Origin of the sequence: Bariatricus massiliensis (assembly GCF_900086725.1) — a bacterium.
GTDB lineage: Bacteria > Bacillota > Clostridia > Lachnospirales > Lachnospiraceae > Allocoprococcus > Allocoprococcus massiliensis.
In genome coordinates, this window is record NZ_LT574836.1 from 484,828 (window position 1) to 503,448 (window position 18,621).

Sequence of the window (18,621 nt, forward strand, 5' to 3'; positions counted from 1 at the left end):
TATGTTATGATAAATGGAAATAAGGGCATAACACAGGAGGAGCAGACATGGATAATAACTATGAAAACAATACGCCGGATACGGTTGAAGATGTAAAGCCGGAAACAACTTATACAGACCCTAATGCCGGTGCTACCTATACTTATGGCTCGGTTCCGAAGCCAAATGATAATGCAGAAAAGGAAGACCCCGCTCAAGCGGAAGAAAAAGCGTATGCCGCAGGGAACTCCGAAGCTGATAGTGCGTCGGCAGATGCCGGGTACCGGCAGCCGGAGGAACGGAGCGCACAGACAGGTACCGGTTATTATCAGCCAGGACAAAATTACAGCCAGCCCAATAATGGGTATCAGCAGAATTATCAACACAATAACTACAGTGCCAATTACAACAGTGGCTACAATAATAATTACCAGAATATACAGGCGGACGGAATGGACACTTCGCCGCTTTCTATGGGCGAATGGTTGCTCACGCTTTTAGCGGCGCTCATCCCCTGTGCCGGCCTGATTCTATATTGTATTTGGGCATTCGGTAAGACAGGTAACATCCATAGAAGGAACTTCTGCCGTGCATCTTTGATTTTGCAGGCCATTTCCATAGTGCTTTCCATAGTATTTGTGATTTTTATTGCAGTTGCAGGTGTCAGCAGCTACTCTTATTACTATTAAAATATAGACAGAAAAGCATCCGCTTCATCGGCGGATGCTTTTCTGTCTGTTGCGATTCTATTTTTTAAAACCGCTTGTATAATGAAGTTTGTAATCATCGGTGATGAATACGGCCTCGACACCGGAGATTTTGTTGATAAGCTCCATCCCCTTCTTTCGCCCCAGAATAAAACAGGTGGTGCTCAAACCGTCTGCGTCTGCGGAAGAGCCGGCTACGATTGTGACGCCAAGGAGATTGTTCTCACAGGGATAGCCCGTAGCGGGATTCAAAATATGATGGTAGATTTTATCGTCTACCTTAAAATAACGCTGATAAATGCCGGAAGAGACAACGGACTTATCCTTTATTTTAACGGAAGTAATCGGAGTCCCTTGTTCCGCAAAAGGCTTTTGGATTCCAATATTGAAGCTATCGCCACCCGGCTTGCCGCCTATGGCGAGGACGTTGCCGCCCAAATCGATGATCGCGCTTGTCACTCCCTGCTGTTTCATAAAAGACTTGAGCTTATCTGCAATGTATCCCTTTGCCACGCCTCCCAGATCGATCTGGGCAGCCGGATCAGTGAGCTGGACTTGGTTGCCGTTCACCACGACTGTATGATAATTTACATGGCTTTTAGCCTCTGCGATTGCGGCCGGATCAGGGACAGTGCCTGCATTTTCCTTGAAATTCCAAACATCATCGAGCGGGGCCACGGTTATATCAAAACTTCCCTCGGAGAGCTCACAGTATTTGAGCCCAAGATTGATCAGCTCTACGGTGTCAGGCGACAATTCAACGGCCTGTCCTCCAGCGTGATTGAGCTGATATATTTCGCTGCCTTCCAGAGTACGGCTGAAGCGGCTTTCGTAGTCTTTACATTTTTCGATGCAGGCGTTGAGGACATCTTCTGCATCTTTGTCATATATTTTGATTGTAATTACCGTGTCGAAAAAGGTGGCCGTTCTGGAAACCGGGGTGTCGGAGACAGAAGAGCAGCCGGATAGAAGAAGCAGTGCGGGTAACAGGACTCCTAGTAATCTGAATTTTTTCATAGATTCCTCCAAAATGTCGTTTTATATATCTTCTATATTATACGTGGGCACATTAGAAAAATCAAGGCATGATAAGAAAACTAATCGAACGTTTGGTTGCATTTGCCAAATCATTGTGCTAGAATAGAACGAAGAGAGGGTAAGGGTATGGAAAAAGAAAAGACAATGAAAAAAAACGACTGGCTCTTGCTGTTTGTTATATTGCTTACAGCGGCGCTTATATTTTTTATTCGATATTTTGTCGGGGATGAGCATCCGGGGTATGTGACCGTCAGAGTCGGCGGAGAAATCACGGAGACTTATGATTTGTCCGAAGATCAGACCGTCAAGATCAATGAAGGCACCAATGTCATGAAGATAGAGGATAAGACAGTGAATATGATAGACGCCAACTGCCCGGATAAGCTGTGCGTACATCAGAAGCCGATTTCAAAAAATAATGAAAGCATTATCTGCCTTCCTAACAATGTGGTGGTTCAGATTGTGAGCCAAGACGAATCTGAGCTCGATGCGGTGACGAACTAGGAGGCGGATTTTTTGAAACATAAAGTAGCATATTTCGGAGTCTTTGCGGCGCTGGCTTTGATATTCAGTTATGTGGAATCTTTGATTCCCTTTCAGATAGGAATTCCTGGTGTGAAATTGGGGTTTGCTAATTTGATAACGGTGACGGCCCTCTATAAGATGGGAGTAAAGGAAGCGGCGTGCCTGTCGGTTCTTCGAATCGTGTTGTCCGGCTTCCTCTTTGCCAATTTATTCAGTATTATTTACAGTATGGCGGGCGCCGGTCTCAGCCTTCTGGCGATGGCCCTGTTAAAGCGGAGAGGTTCTTTCAGCGTTTTCGGTGTCAGCATGGCGGGAGGTGTGGCCCATAATATCGGGCAGATTATTGTTGCCATGCTTGTGGTAGAGACATTCAGTGTCATCTATTATGTTCCGGTTCTTATGGTCGCCGGTCTCATCACGGGGCTCCTGATCGGAGTGCTTGCCCGGGAGATGCTGAAAAGGCTCGCAAAATTAGAACTTAGGCTGTAAAGGAGGAAGACAGAGGATGATTTCATATATAAGAGGAGAGCTGGCGGCTCTTGAGACGGATAAAGTGGTTGTGGATGTAGGCGGTGTCGGATATGGTATCTACATGTCCTCTGAGGCTATGGGGATGCTTCCATCTGCAGGACATGAGGTAAAGATTCATACTTATCTCAATGTAAAGGAAGACGCGATGCAGTTATTCGGCTTTTTGACGCGGGACGATTTGGAAGTATTCAAATTGATTATCGGGGTGAACGGTATTGGGCCTAAGGGAGGCCTGAGCATTCTCTCACAGCTGACGCCGGATGACTTGCGGTTTGCCGTGATGGCGAATGATGTCAAAGCGATTTCCGCGGCGCCGGGAGTCGGCAGGAAGACTGCGGAAAAGCTGATCTTGGAGCTGAAGGATAAACTAAGTATAGAAGATGCCCTGAGCCATTCGGAGGAGTCGGATTTCCTTCCGGCCGGCGGCGCCGGGCAGGAGGTACAGGCAGACGCCGTGCAGGCGCTGGTGGCTCTGGGATATGGAAGCACGGAAGCACTGCGGGCAGTTAAAAAGATTGATTCGAGTGACGGGGTGACTGTGGAAGAAATTTTGAAGCAGGCCTTAAAATATTTGATGTAGCAGAGGTAGCACTATGGGAAAGCGGATTATTACCACAGAGAATCTGGAAGAAGACATAAGGATAGAGAATAATCTAAGGCCTCAGATGCTCTGCGATTATATCGGACAAGAAAAGGCGAAGGAAACATTAAAGATTTATATTGAGGCGGCAAAGTCTAGGTCAGAATCACTGGATCATGTATTGTTCTATGGCCCCCCGGGGCTGGGGAAAACGACCCTTGCGGGAATTATTGCCAATGAGATGGGAGTGAATATGAAGATTACGTCTGGCCCGGCTATCGAGAAACCGGGAGAGATAGCAGCAATCTTGAATAACCTTCAGGAAGGCGATGTCCTGTTCGTGGATGAGATCCACCGGCTGAACCGTCAGGTGGAGGAGGTGCTCTATCCTGCCATGGAAGATTACGCCATCGATATTATGATTGGCAAGGGCGCTTCTGCCCGGTCGATACGTCTTGACCTGCCGCATTTTACATTGGTGGGAGCGACCACAAGGGCGGGGATGCTGACGGCGCCGCTCAGGGATAGGTTCGGTGTGGTCAACCGTCTCGAATTCTATACGGAGCAGGAATTGACAACTATCATTATGCGCTCTGCGAAGGTACTCGAGGTGGAAATCGAAAAAGCAGGGGCGCTGGAGCTTGCCAAACGCTCACGTGGGACGCCCAGACTTGCTAACCGTCTATTAAAGCGTGTGCGGGATTTTGCTCAGGTTAAATACGACGGTATCATCACAAAGGAAGTTGCGGCCTACGCGCTGGATCTGCTGGACGTGGACAGACTGGGCTTAGACCATGTGGACCGGAACATTTTACTGACTATGATACAAAAATTTCAGGGAGGCCCGGTAGGATTGGATACACTGGCGGCATCAATTGGAGAGGACGCGGGCACAATAGAAGACGTGTATGAACCGTATTTATTGAAGAACGGATTTATACAAAGAACTCCCCGGGGGAGGGTCGTCACGGAACGCTCATACCATCATTTAGGAATTTCTGTTGAAAATCTTGAAAAATAGTTGGTTTTTGTCTTAAGATAGTTTATAATGTAATGAGGAATTGAAGAGCGGGTAAGGAGGTTCTTTATGGCATCGTCAAAAAATTACACAGAAGTTCTAATAGGTGGAAAGGTTTTTACGCTCAGTGGTTTTGAGAGCGAAGATTATTTACAGAAAGTATCCACCTACCTGAACCATAAGATTGAAGAGTGTACAAGCAGTGAGGGGTACCGTAAGCAGAGCGCCGAAGCGAGGAGCGTGCTGCTTGCCCTTAATATTGCGGACGACTATTTCAAGGCTAAAAAGCAGGGCGGGGCGCTGGAGAGTGACATTGAGTCGAAAGACAAAGAGATGTACGACTTGAAGCATGAACTGATTTCCATTCAAATAAAGTATGAAAATGCTGAAAAGGCATTAGAGAAACTAAAAGAAGAGAATCAGGAACTGCAGATGAAAATTGTGCAGCTTGAAACAGAGATGAAGAATCATCGCAAAAAATAGACTGTCTTAGGACAGTCTTTTTTCACTTACAGGGCCAGCCATAGGTCTGACAGGGAAGATAAAGGGGACAGTATGAGAGGATTAACAGAGATATTGGCGCCTGCGGGTTCCATGGATAGTTTGAAAGCGGCGGTAGCGGCGGGGGCTGATGCCGTATATGCAGGAGGCAGCCGTTTCGGGGCCAGAGCGTATGCGGACAATTTTGATGAGACAGGTCTTATGGACGCCATTGATTATGTGCACCTGCATGGCAGAAAATTATACTTGACCGTGAATACATTATTGAAGGAACAGGAGCTGGAGGGGCAATTATACGATTATCTTATGCCTTATTACAAGCAGGGGCTTGACGCGGTAATCGTACAGGATATCGGTGTGCTTCACTATATAAGGAAGTATTTTCCCGAACTTCCGATTCATGCGAGCACCCAGATGACCATTACCGGGATAGACGGCGCCAGACTGCTGGAGGCAGAGGGCGTGGAGCGTGTTGTGACGGCGAGAGAACTTCATATAGACGAGATTCAAAAAATCTCGAGGGAGACGGGGCTTGAGATTGAGAGCTTTGTGCATGGAGCCCTTTGTTACTGTTATTCGGGACAATGCCTGTTCAGCAGCTTTTTAGGAGGCCGCAGCGGCAACCGAGGCCAGTGCGCCCAGCCCTGCAGACTGAAATACCGGGCGGAGGGGCAGAGGGAGGAGCAGTATCTCCTGAGCCTGAAAGACATCTGTACGCTTGAGTCCATTCCCGAGCTGATAGAAGCGGGAATCGATTCTTTTAAAATCGAAGGCCGTATGAAGAAGCCGGAATATGTGGCAGGTGTGACGGCCATGTACCGGAAATATACGGATTTATATTACAACCTGAAGGAGGAATGCCCAGATGGAACGAAGACGGCAGCATTTATAAAGGAAAAGTTCCGGATAGAAGATAGGGACAGGGAGATGCTGCTGGATTTGTATAACAGAGGAGGATTTCACGGCGGATATTATTATACAGCCAATGGCAGGGAGATGATGGCGCTGGACCGTCCGAATCACGCAGGTGTGCCAGCGGTGCGTCTGGAGCAGAGGCAGGGGAGAAAGTGGTGTGGAACTGTCCTGACAGACTTGAACCCACAGGATGTTCTGGAGCTGCCCGTGACAAAAGGGCAAGAGAAAGCAGGAAATTATACCTGTGGTTTTTCCGCGCTTAAAGGGACGAAGATTCAATTGTCATTATCGGCAGCTTGTCCGCTGAAACCGGGAATGATACTCAACAGGACGAGAAACGACAGGCTGATTCAATCACTGCGGGATCAGTATGTGGATAGAAAAATAAAAGAAAAAATTAATGGAAAATTCACTCTTTCTGCGGGTGAAATTGCTACACTTAGTATAAGCTGTGGGGAAGTGTCGGTTACGGTACAGGGTGAAATGGCACAGGAAGCTTTGAATCAGCCGATGGATGCGCAGCGGATAAGAAAGCAGCTGCAGAAAACTGGTAATACAGCATTTGAATTTGAAGAATTGGAAATCGGAATAGAAGGTAAACCGTTCATGCCTCTGCAAAGTATCAATGAGATGAGACGGGAAGCACTGGAGAAGCTTGAGCGGGCTATGGTGGAAACATTTAGAAGAACAATGCCGCAGCAGATTTCCCGGAAGCTGTCATGGACAGAGGAAGAAAAAGGACCACAGGGCAGGATACCTGAACTCTATGCGACAGCCAGTACCAGAGAGCAGCTGAGCGTACTATTTGATTCGCAGGAAGTTTCCAGAATCTATGCAGATTGCACAGTGTTCCCCACAATCTGGGAAAATCAGGATATTGTGAATCTTACGGCGCAGGCACATCGGAAGGGAAAAGAAATTTATCTTTGTATGCCTCATATTTTCCGGGAAAAGACGAGAAAACAATTTGCACAGGGGTGGGATTTGATTGAGAACGCCGGTTTTGACGGCATGCTGGTAAGAAATTATGAAAGTTTTCAATTCCTTTCCCAGAGAGGGTTTGCAAAATCTGTGATTACAGACTATAATCTATATCAGTTCAACCGGTGGGCCAAGGCATTCTGGAAGGAAAGGGGCGCCGCAGGCTTTACAGCGCCGCTGGAGCTGAATGCAGCGGAACTTAGAGAATTAGGCATATCTGCCGGCGAATTGCTTGTCTATGGATTTGTGCCTATGATAGTATCTGCCGGCTGCGTGAAGAAAACGCTGGGAAAATGTGGCAAGGGAGTCGATATTGTCGGCATTACCGACCGGTATCATAAAAAGTTTCCGGTGAAAGCAAATTGTGATTACTGTTATAATATTATGTACAACTATGCTCCGGTCTATCTCGGAGATAAGCTGGAGGAAGTATATGCACTGAATCCGGCCGCCATGCGCCTCGGTTTTACCGTGGAGAGCCGGGATGAGACAAGACAGGTGCTGGAGCTCTTTAAAAAGGCTGCGGCGGGGGACGTGGCAGAGTTTACAGGCAGGGATTTTACCAGAGGGCATTTTAAAAGAGGAATAAAGTAGGTGGAGAATTGGTAAATATTGTTGTTGAGTTGTCAAAATACTTGATGATTATTATGATTGCTATTTATACATTCGAGTGTTTTGCTGTATTTAATTTTTCGGATGAACATACGAAGCGCAGTATTATGAGGCGTCAGAATGTATTGATGTTCATGATACACTTTATCGCGTTTCTAGTCATGTATCTTCAGACGGAAGAGAAGAAGATGATAGGCTTCTATGCCATGCAGGTCGTGCTGTTTCTGGCAATTATACTGCTGTACACGAAAGTCTATCCAAAAGTATCCCGTTTGGTCGTCAATAATATGTGTATGCTGATGAGCATCGGGTTCATCATGATTACGAGACTGTCCTACAATAAGGCGGTAAAACAGCTGGTTATTGTAGCCGGTTCTGTGGCTCTGAGCCTGCTGGTACCGATTATTATCCGGAAGGTCAAGGTACTTTCTGAATGGAGGAAGTTTTACGCGGCGGCAGGTGTCGTACTGCTGGGCGTAGTATTGGTTCTGGGACAGGTAACCGGGGGGGCCATGCTCGGGTTTTCTATCGCCGGCATCAACATCCAGCCCTCCGAGTTGGTAAAGTTGATCTTTGTATTTTTTGTAGCGGCAAGCTTGAAGAAGGATACCAGCTTCCGAAACGTGGTAATTACGACCGTGATAGCGGCGGGGCATGTACTAATTTTGGTGATTTCAAAAGATTTAGGTGCGGCCCTGATTATTTTTGCGGTATATCTGGTTATGCTTTATGTAGCAACGAGGCAGCCATTGTATGTCGCCGCCGGACTTGGCGCGGGCAGTGTGGCTTCCGTGGCTGCTTATTACCTGTTCAGCCATGTGCGGGTCAGAGTTGTTGTCTGGAAGGATCCTTTCGCCGTCTATGACAGCGGAGGTTACCAGATGGCGCAGTCATTGATGGCAATCGGCACCGGCAGCTGGTTCGGTATGGGGCTTTTCCAAGGGGCAGCCGATAAAATTCCGGTAGGGGATACCGATTTTATCTTTTCATCAATCGCAGAAGAGCTGGGATTGATATTTGCCCTCTGTTTAATTTTAATCTGTGTCAGTGTATATGTGATGTTCTTGAATATTGCCATGCAGCTGCATGACAGGTTCTACAAATTAGTAGCGCTGGGACTTGGCACCTGTTATATTTTCCAGTCATTTTTGAATATTGGCGGTGTGATTAATTTTATACCTTCCACGGGTGTTACGCTGCCGCTGGTTAGTTATGGGGGAAGCTCTCTGCTCAGCACAGTGCTTATGTTCGCGACTATTCAAGGATTGTATATATTAAGAGAAGACGAGGAAGAGGATATTGAAAGAAAGAAAGAGCAGCAGTTACGGTCAAGACGATCTGGATCTCGAACTTCAGAACCTTCCGGACGAAAGCGGGCGCCGGAAGCAAAGAAAGCCTCAGCCGCAAGAAAGAGCGCAGGGGCAAAAAAGGCGCCGTCCGCAGGAAGAGCAGAAGCGGCCAAAGGCCGCAGAGCGTCCGATAAGCGCACGTCAGGAGGAGAAAGACCGCAGACGTCTCGAAAAACAAGAAGCTAAGAAAAAGAAAAGAACGAATAAAGAATTTGCCAGAGTGACCTATATGTTCGTTGTCCTGTTCTTAGTCATGGGCGGATATCTGGTCTATTTCAATGTGGTGAAAAGCAGGGAAGTGGTCAATAGTACTTACAATGTCCGGCAGGATTTGATGGCGGAGCGCGTTGTGCGGGGAAAAATACTGGACAGCGAAGGTGAAGTGCTTGCAGAGACAGTGACGGAGGAGGACGGAAGCGAGAGCAGGGAATATCCCTACGGTGACTTGTTCGCCCACGCGGTAGGGTTTGCGGACAAGGGGAAATCCGGGCTGGAGTCTGTACAGAATTTTAACCTGCTCACGTCCAACGCTTTTTTCTTGGAAAAGCTTGCCAAGGAATTCCGAGGAGAGAAAAATGTGGGGGACAACGTGGTAACTACATTGAATACCACGCTCCAACAGGCGGCCTCAGACGCTCTGGGGAACAATAAGGGCGCGGCAGTCGTCATGGAGGCCAGCACGGGAAAGATACTTGCCATGGTCTCGAAGCCTTCTTTTGATGCCAATGCAGTGGCGGCCAATTGGGAGGCACTGAACAATGACGAGAACAGTGCACTGCTGAACAGGGCCATGCTGGGGCAGTATGCGCCAGGTTCTACGTTCAAAGTTGTGACTGCGCTGGAATACATTAGGGAGCATTCGGATTACAGTAATTATACATTTGACTGTACGGGTGAATTCACGCAGGACGGTACGACCATCCACTGTTACGACAGTCAGGTGCACGGAAGCGAGGATCTTGGAGACTCCGTGGCCAATTCCTGCAACTCATCTTTTTCCAATATTGGGCTTGGGCTTGATAAAACAAAATGGAAGAACACGACGAAGGATCTGCTGTTCGACTCTAAGCTGCCCAGCGATTTGAAATACAGACAGAGCAGGTTCCGTTTAGATAAGAAGGATAGCAGCGCACAGACAATGATGACTGCCATAGGGCAGGGGGAGACGCAGGTCAGCCCTTACCACATGGCTATGATTACGGCGGCCATAGCAAATGGCGGAACATTGATGAAGCCCTATCTTGTGGATAAGATTACAAATTATACCGGAACGACGGTGAAGAAATATATGCCTGAGAAGTATGACACACTCATGACGTCCGCAGAGGCGGCACAGCTCACGGAATATATGAAGGGCGTGGTTGACTATGGGACAGGGGCGTCACTTGGGGGCGAGTCTTACACGGTGGCAGGCAAGACCGGGACCGCGGAGGTCAGTGTAGATAAACAGATGGTACATTCGTGGTTTGTTGGATTTTCTAATGTGGATAATCCGGAGCTGGTAGTCAGCGTTGTGGTGGAAGATGCCGACACGGCAAGCATCACAGGAACCAGCGTGGCGAAACAAATTTTCAATGCTTATTACTATTAAAGGCAGAAAAGGCGGCGCTTATGAGGTTTTACAAATATTTGTATGTCAGCGACAGTATGGTAAAGAGAAAAAAGAAGACAGTGAAACATCTGAGAAGCGGTAAATATCCAATAGGAACTTATATTATCGTTTTGATTGAAGAGGGGCCGAATCAGCTGGAATTCTACAACACTGCACTTCTGAAACAAAAGCTTTTAGATGACAGGCGGCAGTTTGTTGTAGGACTGGCCTCAGGATATGACGACGCGGTCTATCTGGTGGAGGAAATTGTGCGTGATGTATTTGAAAATACCGGGGATGCTGATATCCGTGCGTATATTATGAAACAAGAAGGCAGGGAGAAATAGGATATGCTACATATTATCGGGATGATTTTGAAAATCATAGGGATTATACTGGCAGTGATACTGGGAATACTAGTATTATTGATTTGTATTGTTCTCTTTGTCCCGTTGAAATATGAGATAAAGGCAAAATTCGAAGGGACTCTGGACAGCGTCAATGTTAAGTTTCGATGTTCTTGGCTACTGCATTTGCTCGCTGCCTCGTTTTCCTTTGAAGACAGAGAATTCACGTGGAAGGCAAGAGTTGTCCACAAAGTATTTGGAAGTGAAGAAACCGTATCAAAGGCTGAAGAGACGCTGAAGACCGATGTGGAAGAAGTATATAAAAAGGAGCCGGAAGTCAAGAAAGCTAAACTGCCTAAGGAAACTAGAATAGATGAGTCGGCCGTAACAATCCAAGAACGAAGGATAGAAGCGGCAGAAGACGAGAGCGAAGAAAAGGCCGGAGAAAAGACGGAAGAAAAGACGGAGAAAGAGGGTTTTTGGGTTCGGATTGAAGGTAAGTGTAAAGCACTCTGGAATAAAATCAAAACATTTTTTGAGAATATAAAATATACATTCGGGAAAATATGTGATAAGATAAAGTTATTATTGGAAAAGAAAGAGATTATTGCTGCGTTCGTCGAAGATGAGGTTCACAGGCTGGCTTTTGCTAGACTTAAAAAAGAAGCGTTCCGGCTTCTTAAATTTTTAAGACCTAAGAAATTTATGCTTAGAACTCGGTTTGGCTTCGAGGATCCCTATCATACAGGGCAGGCGCTTGCGGTTTTGAGCGTGATTTACCCGTTTTGGGGCGGACAGTTGTCGGTTGAGCCGGATTTTGAGAAAAGAATATTGGAAGGCGAACTGCTCATAAACGGGAAAATCAGGACAGTATACGCGCTGATCGCGGCGTGGAATCTCTTTTGGGATAAGAATGTGAGAAAGCTCTATACGGATGTAAAAAGTATGGGCAATAAGGTATAAACAGAATCAGTAAAGTAGGAGGAAAGTCAGATGTCAGCAGATAATCAGTTCAAGGAAACAATGGATTCCCTGTTCCAAGGGATGAATGGAGTCGTTTCATCAAAAACAGTCGTGGGAGACGCGATTCATATAGGGGATACCATTCTCTTACCTCTCGTAGATGTCTCATTCGCGGTTGGGGCAGGCGCTTTTAATGCGGAGAAGAAGGAGCGGGGAGCCGGGGGACTGGGCGGTAAGATGACGCCTTGTGCGGTTCTTGTCATTCAAAATGGAAGTACGAAACTTGTCAATATCAAGAATCAGGACACTATGACAAAGATACTTGACATGGTTCCGGATGTAATCGATAAGTTCCGTTCACCAAAAGAGGAAAAGATGACGGAGCAGGATGTGGCAGATATTCTTAACGATGCGGATATAGCCGCGGAGGCGGCAGCAGAAGCTGCGTACACAGAGACCGCGGCGGAAGATTAAAAGAATCTAGGAATAATGTGTCTGGCTGTTCATATACTGTATAAAAGACAGTGAAGGCGGAACAGGGCGTTTTGAAGCGGGTAATTGGTTTTGCGTTATTCTTTATAGCAGTGGGGATGGTAATCATGATGTTCCTGCCGAATATATTGATAGGTATTTTGATTGTAGGAGTGTGCCTTCTGGTTGGTTATCAGCTGTTCTGTGGAAGTTAGAGTTGATAGAATGATTAATTATGTTAAATTATGCTCAAAATAGAAATAATAAAGAAAAAAGCCTTGCGGTACGCAGGGCTTTTGTGTTATACTACTAACGTTGCAAAAAAACACGTATGTGGTTTATCTCAACGGTGCCAACGCATAAATGCACGGCTTTGAGACATAAGCATACGGAAGCTAAAAACCAAATGGAGGAAAGAAACATGAGCGTTATTTCAATGAAACAACTTTTAGAAGCAGGTGTTCATTTCGGACATCAGACAAGAAGATGGAACCCTAAAATGGCAGAGTACATCTACACAGAGAGAAACGGTATTTACATTATTGACTTACAGAAATCCGTTGGCAAAGTAGATGAGGCATATCAGGCAGTAGCTGATATCGCGGCTGAAGGCGGCACAATCCTTTTTGTTGGTACTAAGAAACAGGCTCAGGACGCTATCAGAACAGAAGCTGAGCGCTGCGGAATGTTCTATGTAAATGAGAGATGGCTTGGCGGTATGCTCACAAACTTCAAGACAATCCAGAGCAGAATCAACCGTCTGAAAGATATCGAGAGAATGGCAGAAGACGGAACATTTGACGTACTTCCTAAGAAAGAAGTTATCGCTCTCAAGAAAGAATGGGAAAAATTAGAAAAGAACCTTGGTGGAATCAAGGATATGAAGAGAATACCGGATGCAATCTTCGTAGTTGACCCGAAGAAAGAAAGAATCTGTATTCAGGAAGCACACACACTTGGAATTCCGCTTATCGGTATTGCAGATACAAACTGTGACCCGGAAGAACTTGATTATGTTATCCCGGGAAATGACGACGCTATCAGAGCAGTTAAGCTTATCGTATCTAAGATGGCTGATGCTGTAATCGAAGCTAATCAGGGAGCAGCAGAAGAATATTACGAAGAAGCTGAAGCAGTAGAAGAAACTGTAGAAGCATAGTCAGTAATTTCTAGTAAAATATAGATGGAGGATACAATCATGGCAATCACAGCAAGCATGGTAAAAGAATTAAGAGAAATGACCGGAGCAGGTATGATGGACTGCAAGAAGGCTCTTAACGAGACGAACGGAAATATGGACGAAGCTGTTGAATACCTCAGAAAGAACGGACAGGCTAAAGCTGAGAAAAAGGCTGGAAGAATCGCAGCTGAAGGTATCGTTATGGCTGAAGTAAAAGATGACAAGACAGCGGCAATCGTAGAGGTTAACTCTGAGACAGACTTTGTTGCCAAGAACGCAGAATTTCAGGGATTTGTTAAAGCGGTTGTTAATCAGGCTCTGGCTACAGACGCAGCAGATATGGATGCTTTCTTCGCAGAAGCATGGAATGAAGACGCGTCCAAGACAGTGAAGGACGTTCTTACAGAAAAGATTTCTGTAATCGGTGAGAACTTAAATATCAGAAGATTTGAAAAAGTAGTGACAGACGGATGTGTAGTTTCTTATATTCATGGCGGCGGACGTATCGGCGTTCTCGTAGAAGCTTCTACAGATATAGTGAACGACGAAATCAAAACCTGTCTGAAGAATGTGGCTATGCAGGTTGCAGCTATGTCACCGAAATATGTATCCCGCGATGAAGTATCTCAGGAATACATGGAGCATGAAAAAGAAATCCTTCTTGCACAGGCTAAGCTTGAGAATCCGAACAAGCCGGACAATATTATTGAGAAGATGATTATCGGACGTCTCAACAAAGAGATGAAAGAAATCTGCCTTCTGGATCAGGTTTATGTTCAGGACAGCGAATTGACTGTTGCTAAATATGTAGAGAAGGTAGCAAAAGAAAACGGAGCTAACGTAGCAGTTAAGAGATTTGTTCGTTTTGAGACAGGCGAAGGTCTGGAAAAGAAAAATGAAGATTTCGCTGCTGAAGTGGCTGCTCAGATGGGAAACTAATCTGAATTATATCTTTAACCTTTATAAGCCCCACAAATGGCGTGTATGCGTTATTTGTGGGGCTTTTTTGCAACTTAAGACAAATAAGTGAGGAAAGGCTGTTATGAAAATCAAAGAGCGGGCAGTAAAATTAAAGTTACAGATTCCGGCAGTATTTTTAGCACTAAAGGATAGGCGGACCCCTTGGTATGCGAAAGTATTGGCAGGGATAACCGTTGCGTATGCGTTTTCACCGGAACAAAGTATGGAACGTGCCCAAAATCTGTGGAGTGGCGGGAAACCGAAAAAATGGTATTTTGCGATTCCTATTGTACTCATTTGGGGGATAATCATATTGCTCATCATAAAACTATTTGCGTAATCAATAGCGTCTCACAGCGGTATATGCTACAATAAAAGTAGTACTATGAACGTGAGATTTATAAGAAATGCGTAAAAGGAGGAATGAGGATGGATGCAAGATTAGAACCGTTGTTTACACCTTGGAAAATCGGAAACTGTGAGATTAAGAACCGGATTGTGTTGACATCGATGGGAGGAACCAATCTCCTAGGCTGGATGGAAAAGAACCATTTTGATGAGGACGGGGCGCGCTTTATCATGGAGGTCGCTAGGAATCATGCGGGGCTGGTCCTGCCGGGATGCCAGCCGGTCTACAATCCTATGTTCGGGCAATGGCTTTACAAGAACAAGAAAATGTATGAAGATTTGAAAAACTGGATGCCGGAGTTTCATAAGACAGGAGCTAAATTGTTCGTCCAGCTGACAGCGGGATTTGGCCGGTCATTTACAATCAGTGAGCTGATGGAGAAGCTCTACACGAACAAGTTCCTGCGTGTGGTGTCCAAGCCTTTTATGAATCTGGATAAAATAACTGCATCCGCAAGTCCGTCTCCAAACCGTTGGTCAGACAAGGTACCGTCAAGGGAGATGACGGTGGAAGAGATTCATGAATTCGTAGATGCCTTTGCCAAATGTGCGAAACTGCTTCAGGACGCGGGGGTGGACGGCGTGGAGATTCATGCGGTCCACGAGGGATATCTTCTGGATCAGTTTACGTTAAAATATGTGAATCACCGTACGGACGAATACGGGGGTTCCTTTGAAAACCGCTACCGCTTTGCCGTGGAGACCGTGCAGGCCATCAAAAAAGTGTGCGGGAAAGAGTTTCCGGTATCCCTGCGTTACAGTGTGCGCTCCATGACGAAGGGATTCCGGGAGGGGGCTCTGCCCGGAGAGACTTTTACCGAGGCGGGGAGAGATATGGAGGAGTCCCAGAAGGCTGCTAAATACCTGCAGGAGGCTGGATATGATATGCTGAACTGCGACAATGGAACATACGACGCGTGGTACTGGGCACATCCGCCTATCTACATGCCGGAGAACTGCAATCTGCAGGATGTAGAACATATCAGGAAGTATGTAGATATTCCCGTTGTATGTGCAGGACGGATGGAGCCGAGAACGGCAGCGGATTCTATTGCGGCGGGAAAGATAGACGGGGCCGGGTTTGCCCGTCAGTTTTTGGCAGACCAAGCATGGGTCACAAAGATGATGGAGGGGAGAGAGGAAGATATCCGTCCCTGTATACTATGTCATAACGGCTGTTTTAATATGTGCCATTATAAAGGGGTACCCAATGACCAAGAACTCTCTGACAGTCTTCATTTGGCGCGCTGTGCGGTCAATGCGGAGGTCATGCAGTGGAATAAACATTACATAAAAAAGGCCGATTCTTCTAAAAAAGTGCACATTATCGGCGGCGGTCTGGGCGGCATGGAGGCAGCCAGAGTGTTGAAGATGAGAGGGCATGAGCCAGTCATCTATGAGAAGGGCAGTGTGCTCGGCGGGACATTTATTCCGGCAAGTGCAGAATCTTACAAAGATAAGCTGAGAAGCCTTCTTGTCTGGTACAGAAGGCAGATGGAGACAATGGGCATAGAAGTCCATCTAAATGAAGAGATTAAAGATACGGCACAGTTCGGCAGTGACCCGATTATCGTTGCAACGGGAGCCGTCCCCAGAATCTTGAAAAAGGTACCGGGGCATGAGCGGATGATCGAGGCGTGTGAGTATTTGAACGGCGCTGAGGTGGGCGAGGTAGTCGCCGTCATCGGCGGAGGATTGACCGGGTGTGAGATTGCGTATGAATTGGCGCTGAAGGGGAAGAAGCCGGTCATCGTGGAGATGAAGGACGATTTAATCTCACAGAAGGGAGTGTGCCTTGCCAACAGCTCTTATCTGCGGGAATGGTTTGCCCTCCACCAAGTGCCGGTTTATCTGGAGACGACGCTGAAGGAAGTGAAGGAAGATGCCGTCATCTGCCGTGCGAAGGATGGAAAGGACGTGGAGATCGCATGCGATTCTGTCATCAGCTCTGCGGGTTATATTTCTGCTCCGTTGACAGAAATAGGAAGAAATGCATATCTGGTGGGCGACTGCCTTCAGGTAGGGAACCTGCGCTCCGTAATTTGGAGCGCCTATGAAGCAGCGATGAAGATTTGACCTTCGGAATTGAGGTGGAAGAAGATGAAATATAAGATGAAGCTGGACGCACAGCAGGAAGCCATTTTAAAGGGAGAAAAAGGCGATGTCATGGCAAAGGTGATGGAGACGATGGTTCGTTATGGCGAACTGTTCGGAGCCGATTCCATGGTTCCTATCACAAGCAGGTACAATCACCTTGTCACATCCTTTGGGCTGAAAGCACTGGGTCCGGTCTATGATTTGATGGAAAAACTGATTGATGCGGGATGCCTGTCGCAGCAGAAATTCACGGCAGACCCCCGTCCGCTGGACAAAAAGGTGCCCAGCTCCTTCATACAGAATATTGTGTTTCAACATTTTATGTACAGCAAACAGGAGTATTATGAGAATCAGTTACAGCAGCTGGGGCTGTTGGAGAAGGATGCGTTTACGTGCACCTGCTATATGGATGAGGTGGGAAATACGCCCCGGCAGGGGGAGGTTCTTTCTTGGTCGGAGTCTTCTGCGGTTGTGTATGCCAACTCCGTTCTTGGAGCCAGATGTAACCGTAATTCCGGAATCATTGATTTGATGGGGGCGGTGGTAGGATATGTGCCGTATTTTGGACTGCTGACGGACGAAGGGCGCAAGGCGGACTGGGTCGTGGAAATCAAGACAACGAAAAAGCCGGAAGCACAGCTTCTAGGTTCGGCCATAGGCATGAAAGTGATGGAAGATGTGCCTTATATTGTCGGTCTGGATAAGTGGCTCGGCACACTGGACGATGATGCCAAAACATATCTGAAAGATTTTGGCGCGGCGACGGCGTCCAATGGCGCGGTAGGCCTGTACCATGTGGAAGGAATCACGCCAGAGGCTGTTTCGCAGGGGCGGGCTCTGGTAAGAGAAGACGCTAAGGTGTATGTGGTGGACGATGCGGAGCTTAAGCGGATATACGACGGCTATCCGGTTATTTGGAAAAACAAGGACGCCCGTCCGAAGCTCTGCTTTATGGGATGCCCCCATATGAGCTTGAACCAGCTGGTGAGCTGGACCGAGAAGGTGGAGCAGTCCTTGAAGGAGGCGGGAAATGCCAAGGTGGTCATTCCTACCGTATTTACGGCCGCGCCGGCAGTTCTGAGGAAATTCAAAGAGACAGATTATGCCGGAAGATTGGAGAAAACCGGAATCATTGTCTCGGATATCTGTCCGCTGATGTATATGAACAATCCGCTGAGTACAAGTATGCCGGTCATTACATCGAGCAATAAGCTGCGCACCTATACAAGTGCTAGATATTATACGGACGATGAGATTCTGCAGCAGATTACAAAAGGAGGGAATGTGTGATGAAGAGTTTTCAAGGAAGAGTTGTCACTCCGGGAGAAATTACCGCTCAGGCACTGGTGTCCCACGGCGGTTTGAATACACTTGCCTCATTCCAAAAAGCGCTCCAGTTCGGGGACAAAAAGGCGACCTGCGGAGATCAGAATAACGCGGACTTGTACGGAAAACAGATGGCAGGAAAGGCACTCTGCCTGCCGAGGACCATAGGCTCGACGACGGGTGGTCTGGTACTGTATTGTGCCTGCTCCATGAAACGGCAGCCGGCTTGCATGCTGTTCTCGGAACCGATAGATTCTCTGGCCGCGGCGGGAGCGGTTCTGGCGGATGTCTGGCTTGAGGATGTGTCCATGCCGGTGATAGATTCGCTGGGGGAGGAATTTTTAGATTATGTCAAGGATGAGATGACCATTGTTATTAAAGAAAACGGCATGGTAGAAATCAGTGATTAATATAGATAAGGGAAGCGTCCTTGGCGCTTCCCTTATTTAATCTCATCCTGCTTTTCATTGTCACAATATCGTGATAATTCTGTAATTGTGGGATAAAATAGGATATAATTACAGGAAAGAGAAGACTTGATG

Annotated in this window: 20 protein-coding genes; 19 read left to right on the plus strand and 1 reads right to left on the minus strand. The window is 46.8% G+C overall.

All coding sequences use genetic code 11. From position 1 onward, the window contains the following. Positions 1 to 47 precede the first annotated feature (47 nt). Complete coding sequence (locus tag BN6465_RS21155) at positions 48 to 668, plus strand: hypothetical protein (protein WP_227183196.1); 621 nt, start codon at positions 48 to 50, stop codon at positions 666 to 668. Between the two features lie 57 nt (positions 669 to 725). Here the strand turns inward: BN6465_RS21155 and BN6465_RS03935 are convergent, their stop codons facing one another. Next, positions 726 to 1,703 (minus strand): FAD:protein FMN transferase, encoded by a 978-nt coding sequence (locus BN6465_RS03935; protein WP_066731889.1) that lies wholly within the window; start codon positions 1,701 to 1,703, stop codon positions 726 to 728. Positions 1,704 to 1,850: 147 nt separating this feature from the next. Here BN6465_RS03935 and BN6465_RS03940 point away from each other — a divergent pair, with 147 nt between their 5' ends. The 18 genes from BN6465_RS03940 to BN6465_RS04020 all read left to right on the plus strand — a co-directional run bounded on the left by BN6465_RS03940 (position 1,851) and on the right by BN6465_RS04020 (position 18,489). Further along, a complete protein-coding gene (locus BN6465_RS03940; protein ID WP_227183198.1) occupies positions 1,851 to 2,228 on the plus strand; it encodes a NusG domain II-containing protein in 378 nt (125 codons plus the stop codon). A gap of 12 nt (positions 2,229 to 2,240) precedes the next feature. Beyond that, positions 2,241 to 2,738: a Gx transporter family protein gene (locus BN6465_RS03945; protein ID WP_066731891.1), complete on the plus strand. Its 498-nt coding sequence runs from the start codon at positions 2,241 to 2,243 to the stop codon at positions 2,736 to 2,738. A gap of 16 nt (positions 2,739 to 2,754) precedes the next feature. Next, positions 2,755 to 3,360 carry a Holliday junction branch migration protein RuvA gene (gene ruvA, locus BN6465_RS03950; protein ID WP_066731893.1) on the plus strand — a complete coding sequence of 202 codons (606 nt, stop codon included), beginning with the start codon at positions 2,755 to 2,757 and terminating at the stop codon, positions 3,358 to 3,360. Positions 3,361 to 3,373: 13 nt separating this feature from the next. Beyond that, on the plus strand, positions 3,374 to 4,381 hold the full coding sequence (ruvB, locus tag BN6465_RS03955) for a Holliday junction branch migration DNA helicase RuvB (protein WP_066731894.1): 1,008 nt from the start codon (positions 3,374 to 3,376) through the stop codon (positions 4,379 to 4,381). Between the two features lie 66 nt (positions 4,382 to 4,447). Next, the gene (gene zapA / locus BN6465_RS03960) at positions 4,448 to 4,861 is read left to right on the plus strand and encodes a cell division protein ZapA (RefSeq protein WP_066731896.1); all 414 of its coding nucleotides are present in this window, start codon (positions 4,448 to 4,450) and stop codon (positions 4,859 to 4,861) included. A gap of 72 nt (positions 4,862 to 4,933) precedes the next feature. After that, complete coding sequence (locus BN6465_RS03965; RefSeq protein WP_066731897.1) at positions 4,934 to 7,369, plus strand: U32 family peptidase; 2,436 nt, start codon at positions 4,934 to 4,936, stop codon at positions 7,367 to 7,369. 8 nt (positions 7,370 to 7,377) lie between these two features. After that, on the plus strand, positions 7,378 to 8,922 hold the full coding sequence (locus tag BN6465_RS03970) for an FtsW/RodA/SpoVE family cell cycle protein (RefSeq protein ID WP_082891581.1): 1,545 nt from the start codon (positions 7,378 to 7,380) through the stop codon (positions 8,920 to 8,922). Between the two features lie 43 nt (positions 8,923 to 8,965). Next, positions 8,966 to 10,327, plus strand: coding sequence for a peptidoglycan D,D-transpeptidase FtsI family protein (locus tag BN6465_RS03975; protein ID WP_066731898.1), 1,362 nt, complete (start codon positions 8,966 to 8,968; stop codon positions 10,325 to 10,327). A 20-nt stretch (positions 10,328 to 10,347) separates the two neighbouring features. Then, on the plus strand, positions 10,348 to 10,674 hold the full coding sequence (locus tag BN6465_RS03980) for a hypothetical protein (RefSeq protein WP_066731899.1): 327 nt from the start codon (positions 10,348 to 10,350) through the stop codon (positions 10,672 to 10,674). A 3-nt stretch (positions 10,675 to 10,677) separates the two neighbouring features. Further along, a complete protein-coding gene (locus BN6465_RS03985) occupies positions 10,678 to 11,637 on the plus strand; it encodes a DUF2953 domain-containing protein (RefSeq protein WP_066731901.1) in 960 nt (319 codons plus the stop codon). 30 nt (positions 11,638 to 11,667) lie between these two features. Further along, on the plus strand, positions 11,668 to 12,111 hold the full coding sequence (locus BN6465_RS03990) for a GerW family sporulation protein (RefSeq protein ID WP_066731903.1): 444 nt from the start codon (positions 11,668 to 11,670) through the stop codon (positions 12,109 to 12,111). Between the two features lie 71 nt (positions 12,112 to 12,182). Continuing rightward, on the plus strand, positions 12,183 to 12,323 hold the full coding sequence (locus BN6465_RS20925; RefSeq protein WP_199882787.1) for a hypothetical protein: 141 nt from the start codon (positions 12,183 to 12,185) through the stop codon (positions 12,321 to 12,323). Positions 12,324 to 12,529: 206 nt separating this feature from the next. After that, positions 12,530 to 13,267, plus strand: a complete 738-nt coding sequence (gene rpsB, locus BN6465_RS03995) for a 30S ribosomal protein S2 (protein ID WP_066731907.1) — start codon at positions 12,530 to 12,532, stop codon at positions 13,265 to 13,267. Positions 13,268 to 13,306: 39 nt separating this feature from the next. After that, the gene (tsf, locus tag BN6465_RS04000) at positions 13,307 to 14,227 is read left to right on the plus strand and encodes a translation elongation factor Ts (protein ID WP_066731908.1); all 921 of its coding nucleotides are present in this window, start codon (positions 13,307 to 13,309) and stop codon (positions 14,225 to 14,227) included. Positions 14,228 to 14,330: 103 nt separating this feature from the next. Next, complete coding sequence (locus tag BN6465_RS04005; RefSeq protein ID WP_066731910.1) at positions 14,331 to 14,588, plus strand: YkvA family protein; 258 nt, start codon at positions 14,331 to 14,333, stop codon at positions 14,586 to 14,588. Between the two features lie 89 nt (positions 14,589 to 14,677). Further along, positions 14,678 to 16,732 (plus strand): oxidoreductase, encoded by a 2,055-nt coding sequence (locus BN6465_RS04010; protein ID WP_066731912.1) that lies wholly within the window; start codon positions 14,678 to 14,680, stop codon positions 16,730 to 16,732. Positions 16,733 to 16,756: 24 nt separating this feature from the next. Beyond that, entirely contained in the window at positions 16,757 to 18,043 is a 1,287-nt protein-coding gene (locus BN6465_RS04015; RefSeq protein WP_066731913.1) for an aconitase X, read from the plus strand. Further along, positions 18,043 to 18,489 carry an aconitase X swivel domain-containing protein gene (locus BN6465_RS04020; RefSeq protein WP_066731915.1) on the plus strand — a complete coding sequence of 149 codons (447 nt, stop codon included), beginning with the start codon at positions 18,043 to 18,045 and terminating at the stop codon, positions 18,487 to 18,489. Before BN6465_RS04015 ends, BN6465_RS04020 begins: the two co-directional genes overlap by 1 nt. Positions 18,490 to 18,621 lie beyond the last annotated feature (132 nt).

What these genes read in the sequence shown, in the direction of transcription:
- BN6465_RS21155 (WP_227183196.1), top strand. Translation starts at nt 48, where the DNA reads ATGGATAATAACTATGAAAACAATACGCCGGATACGGTTGAAGATGTA.
- BN6465_RS03935 (WP_066731889.1), bottom strand. Translation starts at nt 1,703, where the DNA reads ATGAAAAAATTCAGATTACTAGGAGTCCTGTTACCCGCACTGCTTCTT.
- BN6465_RS03940 (WP_227183198.1), top strand. Translation starts at nt 1,851, where the DNA reads ATGGAAAAAGAAAAGACAATGAAAAAAAACGACTGGCTCTTGCTGTTT.
- ruvA (WP_066731893.1), top strand. Translation starts at nt 2,755, where the DNA reads ATGATTTCATATATAAGAGGAGAGCTGGCGGCTCTTGAGACGGATAAA.
- ruvB (WP_066731894.1), top strand. Translation starts at nt 3,374, where the DNA reads ATGGGAAAGCGGATTATTACCACAGAGAATCTGGAAGAAGACATAAGG.
- zapA (WP_066731896.1), top strand. Translation starts at nt 4,448, where the DNA reads ATGGCATCGTCAAAAAATTACACAGAAGTTCTAATAGGTGGAAAGGTT.
- BN6465_RS03965 (WP_066731897.1), top strand. Translation starts at nt 4,934, where the DNA reads ATGAGAGGATTAACAGAGATATTGGCGCCTGCGGGTTCCATGGATAGT.
- BN6465_RS03975 (WP_066731898.1), top strand. Translation starts at nt 8,966, where the DNA reads ATGTTCGTTGTCCTGTTCTTAGTCATGGGCGGATATCTGGTCTATTTC.
- BN6465_RS03980 (WP_066731899.1), top strand. Translation starts at nt 10,348, where the DNA reads ATGAGGTTTTACAAATATTTGTATGTCAGCGACAGTATGGTAAAGAGA.
- BN6465_RS03985 (WP_066731901.1), top strand. Translation starts at nt 10,678, where the DNA reads ATGCTACATATTATCGGGATGATTTTGAAAATCATAGGGATTATACTG.
- BN6465_RS03990 (WP_066731903.1), top strand. Translation starts at nt 11,668, where the DNA reads ATGTCAGCAGATAATCAGTTCAAGGAAACAATGGATTCCCTGTTCCAA.
- rpsB (WP_066731907.1), top strand. Translation starts at nt 12,530, where the DNA reads ATGAGCGTTATTTCAATGAAACAACTTTTAGAAGCAGGTGTTCATTTC.
- tsf (WP_066731908.1), top strand. Translation starts at nt 13,307, where the DNA reads ATGGCAATCACAGCAAGCATGGTAAAAGAATTAAGAGAAATGACCGGA.
- BN6465_RS04005 (WP_066731910.1), top strand. Translation starts at nt 14,331, where the DNA reads ATGAAAATCAAAGAGCGGGCAGTAAAATTAAAGTTACAGATTCCGGCA.
- BN6465_RS04010 (WP_066731912.1), top strand. Translation starts at nt 14,678, where the DNA reads ATGGATGCAAGATTAGAACCGTTGTTTACACCTTGGAAAATCGGAAAC.
- BN6465_RS04015 (WP_066731913.1), top strand. Translation starts at nt 16,757, where the DNA reads ATGAAATATAAGATGAAGCTGGACGCACAGCAGGAAGCCATTTTAAAG.
- BN6465_RS04020 (WP_066731915.1), top strand. Translation starts at nt 18,043, where the DNA reads ATGAAGAGTTTTCAAGGAAGAGTTGTCACTCCGGGAGAAATTACCGCT.